The organism is Methylocystis sp. (genome assembly GCF_050246715.1).
Classification (GTDB): Bacteria; Pseudomonadota; Alphaproteobacteria; order Rhizobiales; family Beijerinckiaceae; genus Methylocystis.
Genome location: NZ_JBFWVN010000096.1, coordinates 1 through 7,082, shown reverse-complemented (window position 1 = coordinate 7,082; position 7,082 = coordinate 1). Strand labels below are relative to the sequence as shown.

Sequence of the window (7,082 nt, the reverse complement as noted above, 5' to 3'; positions counted from 1 at the left end):
CTTCGCCAAACTCAAGGATTGGCGGCGCATCGCCACCCGCTATGACCGTTGCGCGCACGCCTTCTTCTCGGCAATCTGTATCGCCGCAGCCGTCGCCTTCTTCCTCAATCAATGAGTCCTGAGCCTAAAGAATTTCGGCCAAACGCCTGGCTATCACTATTCGACATGGCTTAACGGAGAAGTCCTTCCAGTCGAAGCCGTGCCCTTTCCAAAAGACGCCAAGCCCCTCTCGGACCGAGTAAACTCGCCATTATCGGCCCTAATGCAGAAACTCGGCTCATTACGGAGCCAACGCTGATAAGTGCGGATGAGATTGAATCAATCCGGAAAAAGAAGAAAGCAATATTTGTTTGGGGCGGAGTTGATTACGTCGACGCGTTCGATCAACCACGCTATTTTATTTTTAGAATGAGAATGACTGGTAGCGAGCAAAACGCGGGCGGCTGGCCATTAACTCCCCACCCACTCGGTTATGAAGCCAATTAGAATTACTATACACAAAGGAGACTGAGAAGAAGCCAACCCCAATCAAAATGACCAAACCCGTCCGCATAGAAGAAAGCTGGCGCAAACGTCTCGCGCGCGAATTCGAGCGGCGGAATTTTGCTGAGCTTCGGGAATTTGGCCGCGGCGAATTTGCACGCCGATGACGAACTCTGCGAGCGATCCCGCCTGGCGCCCATTGCAGGATTAGTGTCGATCGCGGCTCAGCGCGCTCGGGAGCGACGTCACCCCGCCTGTTTTTCCAAGATGACGCAAAAGTCCAATTGTCCAAGGCGGGTATTGAACACCCTGATCGGCTTCAAGCTTGTGTAGTTCAAATCATAGAGACTCTCCAAAATGTGGAGGAGCGAACAAGGCGTAAAGCGCCAGGCGTGAACGTCGATGTAAGCGCCATTGGCGGTTGCGAGTTCCTTTTCGGCTGCACGGATCAGGCGCTCCCTCTTGCTTTCATAATCTGCGTCCCAATGGTCTCCGACCCAATGTCGGAGAGGATCATTGTGCGACACGTAAGCGCGGTGCTCGATGATCGCCTGAACGCTGTGTCGCGCGCGCTTTTCCTTATGAGCCTGTTCGATCTCGTCGAGCGCCGTTTCCGAAAAAGCGCAATCGAAACAATACCGCTTGTCGGGCGCGATGAGATAATATTTGCCTGAGCGGTCGAGCAGATCCTCGACCTGATTGAGGTGCCGGATCAAATCCGGCTGATGCTCGATGCAGTGCGAGCTGAACGCGCAGGAGAATTTCTCCGTCACCACAGACAAATCCCCCTCGCTCGACACATAGTGGATGTGTGGCGTCACGCTTTGGACATAACCGACGCCGGCGGCGCGTCGCGATAATTCGACGGAGTCGCATAAGTCGAAATATTTGACGTTCTCTCCCGTGATGGTCGGATTTGTAAAGGGACCGATTTCAAGCACGCTTTCTTCGGCGGCGACCAGCTCAATGAACTCTTTCTTGCTCGCGCGCCGGCTTCCCAGTCTTCCTTCGCGCTGCCCGAATTTGATGAAGTGCCGGAAGAGAGCGCTGTCCGAGTAAGCCGCGAGCTCAGGATTGCCGCTACGATAGAATTGCGGATCAAATTCGATTTTTCGTTCGTAGCGTCCGATCTTCAGTTGAAGCGACTCCGGGACAATTCGCCGGTAGACCCTTCTCGCGACGCGACTGAGCGTTTGAAATCTGACCACCACGTCGTAACCTTAGTCTCGACATCGGCGCGCCGCCACCCCCTTGCCACGCCCACGCAAAGGAGGGTTTCGGCGCGATAACCCTGCCATTTGAACGTCGCACCGGCTGAATGCAAGCCATGATGTGAAGCGCCATGACCAAACCCGTCCGCATCGAAGACAGCTGGAAGAAGCATCTGGCTCGGGAATTCGAACAGTCCTATTTCGCCGAGCTGCGCGAATTCGTCCGCGGCGAATATGCCGCGCGCAGAATCTATCCGCCCGCGTCGCAAATTTTTCGCGCCTTCGATGAATGTCCGTTCGATCAGGTGAAGGTCGTCATTCTCGGGCAAGACCCCTATCACGGCGCCGGACAGGCGAACGGGCTCTGCTTCGCGGTCGGCGCCAATACCCCGCCGCCGCCTTCGCTTCAAAACATTTTCAAGGAAATCGAAGCCGATCTCGGCCACAAGGTCTCGCGCGATCCCGATCTTTCGCGCTGGGCGCGTCAGGGGGTGTTGCTCTTAAACGCCACGCTCACCGTGCGTGAGAACGCCGCCGGCTCCCACCAGAACAAGGGCTGGGAGCAATTCACCGACGCCGCCATTCATGCGCTGTCGCGCGAACGCGAGGGCGTGGTCTTCATGCTCTGGGGCTCTTACGCGCGCCGCAAGGGCGCAGGAATCGACCGGCGCAAACATCTGGTGCTCGAATGCGCGCATCCATCGCCGCTTTCGGCCCACAATGGCTTTTTCGGCTGCAAGCATTTTTCAAAGGCGAATGATTATCTGATCGCGCACGGGCAAACGCCGATCGATTGGTGAGCCGCAAAATCGTCGGGTGCCCTCAGCCGAACATGTCGACTGGCATTCGCAGGTTTTGTCAGACGCCCATCGCCTTTGCCGCCGCTTCATGAATCTTGACCAGTTCTTCGTCCGTCTGCGCGACGCGCGCAAAGTACGGCCGCGTTTTGACGCGCTCGACATAGGCGGCAATTTGCACAGATTCCGGCACGAGGCCGAAGCCGACCGTCCAGCGTAACGCCGTACCCCAAAGAATGTCGGCGGCGGTGAAACGCTCGCCGAAAAGATAGGGGCCTCCCGCCAGCTGCGCGTTGATCAGCGCCATGACGCCGTCGAAATCGCCATAGGAGCTTCGGCTCGCTGGCGCCGGCTCGCGATTCAAAGATCGATCGGTGACCGCTGGCTCGAACGCCGATCCATAAAACACGAGCCAGCGCAGATAAGGCCCGCGCAAAGGGTCGCCGATCGGCGGTGCGAGCCCTTTCTGCGGGAAGGCGTCGGCAAGATAGATGAATATCGCGCCGAGCTCAGTTACAAGCGCGCCATTGTGCACGATCGCCGGCACTTTGCCGAGCGGATTGACGGCGAGATATTCCGGCCGGCGTTGTTCGCCCAGCTGAAAGTTCAAGACGCGCAGCTCATAGCAAACGTCAAGCTCCTCAAGCAGAATCAGCACGCCCGAGGCCCGCGTGCGCGGCGCGTGATAAAAGATCAGACTGTCGTCTTTCATTGACGCACTCTGCGTGAGCGTTACGGCACAAACAATAGAAAAATATATGTCGCGAAAACGACGAGATGCACGAGGCCGGTCAGGAGATTGGTTCGGCCAGCCCCAAAGCTCACCACGCTGAGCAGCAATGTGAGCAGCAATAGCATGGCGTCGCGCTTATCAAGGCCGAACATGATCTCCCGATCCGTCACCAGGCTCATGATCGCCACGGCCGGAACCGTAAGCCCGATCGTCGCGACGACCGAGCCAAGCGCGCCATTGAGGCTCGTCTGCAGCGCGTTGCGCGTCGCCGCGCGGATCGAGTTCATCGATTCCGGGAGCAGGACCAGCATCGCCACGGCCGCGCCGGTCACTCTGTTCACGTCATCGACGCCGAGCCAACGAAGCGCCTCTTCAAGACCGGGAACGACCCGTTCCGCCAGCAGCGAGACGCCAAGCAGACTGGCGCCAAGTCCCACAACCGCGAGAGTCGTCATGACGCACGACGGCTTCGCCAGGCCGTGGCCCTCGGCGGCGACATGCACGTCGATAAAATAGGATCGGTGCCGCACCGTCTGAATGAAGAGAAACGCGCTGTAGAGCAGCACCGATAGAATGCTGACGAAAATCAGCTGACTTGTGGAAAGAGTCGGTCCGTAGCTTGACGTGGTGTAATCGGGCAGGATGAGCGTGAGAACCGAAAGAGCGATGAGGATGGCGAGATAGGCGCTGGTCGCCATTGGTTGGAGTTCCTGCTCATGGTGACGAAAGCCGCCGAACAGCAGGCAGAGGCCGACAAGACCGTTGCAGACGATCATAATTGCGGAGAAGACCGCTTCGCGCGCTTCGGTCGGGTCTTCGTGACCATGTTCAATCATCGAGGCCATGATCGCGACTTCGATAATGGTCACGGCGATGGTTAGGAGGAGAGTGCCGAAGGGCTCGCCCGTCTTGGCGCCAAGAATTTCAGCATGTCGCAGAGCAGAGAAGACGGCGCCGATCAACAATATCGCAGCAAGAGTTGGCGGAACGAAATCAATCGACGCCGGAATCTGCGCTATCCAGCGCTCGCCGAGCATAAAGGCGGCGGCCAGCCCAAGCGCCAGCGCCGGAAAAAGGACCGAGCCAACGGTGACCCTCGCCGCCTGCATACCGCCCCCATGTCGTCGCAGCCCAAGCTTTGCCGGACTTTGGCGAGACGGTCCCGCGAGCGCAAGCTGAGAACCCGCGAAAAGGCTGGGCAGGTTGAGATTCTGCACAGCTCTTTGCTTCGCCCGCCCGCATCGAGCGACTCTTTCCTTCGCCGCATACGGCGAATAGATCTAGGTCGATGACGTCCCAGTTTACAAATCCGCGCGATCTTCCGCCCGAGGACGATGCCTTTGACGCGGCCGAGCCGCTTGCGGAGGCGGAACCCTGCGACGAGTCGGTCGACGCGCCACAGACTCCCGAAAGCGTCAAGCGCGGCGTCGAAGTCATCAGGAAGCATTGGCGTCATGCGCCCAACGGTCCAGGCGTCTATCGCATGATCGCCGAAAACGGCGAAGTGCTTTACGTCGGCAAAGCGAAGAACGTGCGCAAGCGGGTCGCGAGCTATACGCGGCTCGCCGGTCACGTGAACCGAATCGCGCGGATGATCTCGGCGACCGCATCGATGGTGTTTATTTCGGTTGAGACCGAAACCGACGCGCTGCTGCTCGAAGCCAATCTCATCAAGCAGTTGAAGCCACGCTTCAACGTGCTGATGCGCGACGATAAATCCTTCCCCTACATTCTGATCGCCAAGGACCACGAAGCGCCGCAGATTTTGAAGCATCGGGGCGCCCGGGCGCGCAAGGGCGATTATTTTGGACCCTTCGCCAGCGTCTGGGCGGTCAATCGCGCGCTCAACGCGCTGGAGCGCGCCTTTCTCCTGAGGTCCTGCGCGCAAAGCTTCTATGACAATCGCACGCGTCCCTGCCTGCTCTATCAGATCAAGCGCTGCTCGGGCCCCTGCACCGGCGAAATCTCGATGGACGATTACGCCGAACTGGTGCGCGAGGCGCGCGATTTTCTGTCCGGCAAGAGTCGCAATGTGCGCGAGCAGCTGGCGCGCGAGATGACCGAAGCCGCCGAGCGGCTGGAGTTCGAGCGCGCCGCGCGGCTGCGCGACCGCATCTCGGCGCTCTCGGCGGTTCAGGGCGCGCAGGGCATCAATCCGCGCAGCGTCGAAGAAGCCGACGTTTTCGCCATCGCCAAAGACGCCGGTCGCTTCTGCATCGAGGCGTTTTTCTTTCGCGCCTATCAGAACTGGGGCAATCGCTCCTATTTCCCGCGCGCCGACGCGACGCTTTCCGAAGCGGAAGTCCTCGACGCCTTTTTAGCGCAGTTCTATCAGGAACATCCTTCGGCGCGCAGCGTCTTTCTTTCTCATCCGATCGAAGACGGCGCGATCTTAGAAGAGGCGTTGACCGCGCGGCTCGGCCGCCGCGTCGACGTGCTCGCGCCCCAGCGCGGCGAGAAGCGCGAGCTCGTCGACCACGCGCTCCACAATGCCCGTCAAGCGCTCGGCCGCAAGCTCGCCGAGGACGCGAGCCAGCAGCGCCTGCTCACCGCGCTCGGCCAAGCCTTCGGTCTTGCTTCGGCTCCACGACGCATCGAAGTTTACGACAATTCGCACATCGGCGGCGCGCAGGCGATCGGGGCGATGATCGTCGCCGGTCCTGCGGGATTTATGAAAGCCCACTACCGCACCTTCAACATCAAGAGCGCCGACATTACGCCCGGCGACGACTTCGGCATGATGCGCGAGACCCTGACGCGCCGATTCGCGCGACTGGCCAAGGACGGCGAAAAGGACCAGGACGCCGACGCCTTCCCCGCAAAGCCGGACCTCATTTTGATCGACGGCGGTCGCGGTCAATTCGAAGTCGCGCGGGACGTCTTGCGCGAACTCGGAGTTGAAGGCGTCACCGTCGCGTCGATCGCCAAGGGCGCGGACCGCAACGCCGGGCGCGAAACATTCTTCGTCGAAGGCCGGGAGCCGTTCCGCCTGCCGCCGCATGATCCGGCGCTCTATTTCATCCAGCGGCTGCGCGATGAAGCGCATCGTTTCGCGATCGGCACGCATCGCGCGCGGCGAAAAAAGGAATTCACCAAAAATCCGCTCGATGAGATCAACGGCGTCGGGCCGGCGCGCAAACGCGCGCTGCTGCTGGCGTTCGGCTCGGCGAAGGCGGTGTCGAGGGCGGCGCTGTCGGACCTCGAAAAAGTGCCCGGCGTCAATAAGGCGACGGCGCGGCTGGTCTATGAGCATTTCCAGCGCGAATAAATGTCCTAGAGCCGCGTCCTACTGTCCGCCGCAGGAAACGTCGCCTTCCTCGCAGGTCAGCTGATGCTGCAGCCGTTTCGTCTGCTGTTCGGTCAGATCGGCAAGACATTGCGCCGCGACCATGCTGTGAATGCTGCCGTCGATCGTCCCCAGCGTCTCGAAGGCGCATTGCGCGTCCCGATAGGCGATCCAGGATTTTTGCGCCTCGCGCAGTTTTGACTGGCCAGCCGCGCTGATCTTTTTCATCAGCTTGCCATAGACGGCGTTGAGTTTCGCGTCGGCCTGCTTGAAATTGTCGCCCTCGCACAGATTCATGTCGGTCTGCGTATTGAGACGGCTGCAATCTTTGGCCATCACCGAGCTCGACCAATGGGTCAGAACCACAAAGGCGGCGCCGATCGCCGACCATCGCAATAAAAATGTCTTCATGGACGAATTCTCTTCCTTGCCGCATCGCTATTCGAAACTAGGGCCTGTCATCAATTGAGGTATTGATCCTCACATAACCCTCCAGATTCCCAAGATTGGTTTTGCGTGATTCATAGGCGGTCGGCTGAATCGGAGGGGCCGACCGATGGCGCGTCGTCATT

The 7,082-nt window shown here is 59.5% G+C and carries 6 protein-coding genes and 1 pseudogene; 3 read left to right on the top strand and 4 right to left on the bottom strand.

Features of this window, described 5'->3' with window-relative positions:
- A pseudogene (locus tag AB7I51_RS17340) lies at positions 1 to 115 on the top strand (IS5/IS1182 family transposase); the annotation flags it as partial.
- A gap of 613 nt (positions 116 to 728) precedes the next feature.
- On the opposite strand, the gene AB7I51_RS17335 reads toward AB7I51_RS17340, so the two are convergent.
- Positions 729 to 1,691, bottom strand: a complete 963-nt coding sequence (locus AB7I51_RS17335) for a hypothetical protein (protein WP_428405511.1) — start codon at positions 1,689 to 1,691, stop codon at positions 729 to 731.
- 134 nt (positions 1,692 to 1,825) lie between these two features.
- Between AB7I51_RS17335 and ung the strand changes: the two genes are divergently transcribed.
- On the top strand, positions 1,826 to 2,494 hold the full coding sequence (ung, locus tag AB7I51_RS17330; protein WP_428405510.1) for a uracil-DNA glycosylase: 669 nt from the start codon (positions 1,826 to 1,828) through the stop codon (positions 2,492 to 2,494).
- Positions 2,495 to 2,552: 58 nt separating this feature from the next.
- Here ung and AB7I51_RS17325 read toward each other — a convergent pair whose 3' ends face one another.
- Both AB7I51_RS17325 and AB7I51_RS17320 read right to left on the bottom strand, forming a co-directional pair.
- Positions 2,553 to 3,203 carry a glutathione S-transferase family protein gene (locus tag AB7I51_RS17325; protein ID WP_428405509.1) on the bottom strand — a complete coding sequence of 217 codons (651 nt, stop codon included), beginning with the start codon at positions 3,201 to 3,203 and terminating at the stop codon, positions 2,553 to 2,555.
- A 20-nt stretch (positions 3,204 to 3,223) separates the two neighbouring features.
- Entirely contained in the window at positions 3,224 to 4,333 is a 1,110-nt protein-coding gene (locus AB7I51_RS17320) for a calcium:proton antiporter (protein WP_428405508.1), read from the bottom strand.
- A 179-nt stretch (positions 4,334 to 4,512) separates the two neighbouring features.
- Here AB7I51_RS17320 and uvrC point away from each other — a divergent pair, with 179 nt between their 5' ends.
- On the top strand, positions 4,513 to 6,492 hold the full coding sequence (gene uvrC, locus AB7I51_RS17315; protein WP_428405507.1) for an excinuclease ABC subunit UvrC: 1,980 nt from the start codon (positions 4,513 to 4,515) through the stop codon (positions 6,490 to 6,492).
- Between the two features lie 18 nt (positions 6,493 to 6,510).
- Here the strand turns inward: uvrC and AB7I51_RS17310 are convergent, their stop codons facing one another.
- Positions 6,511 to 6,921 (bottom strand): lysozyme inhibitor LprI family protein, encoded by a 411-nt coding sequence (locus AB7I51_RS17310; RefSeq protein WP_428405506.1) that lies wholly within the window; start codon positions 6,919 to 6,921, stop codon positions 6,511 to 6,513.
- Positions 6,922 to 7,082 lie beyond the last annotated feature (161 nt).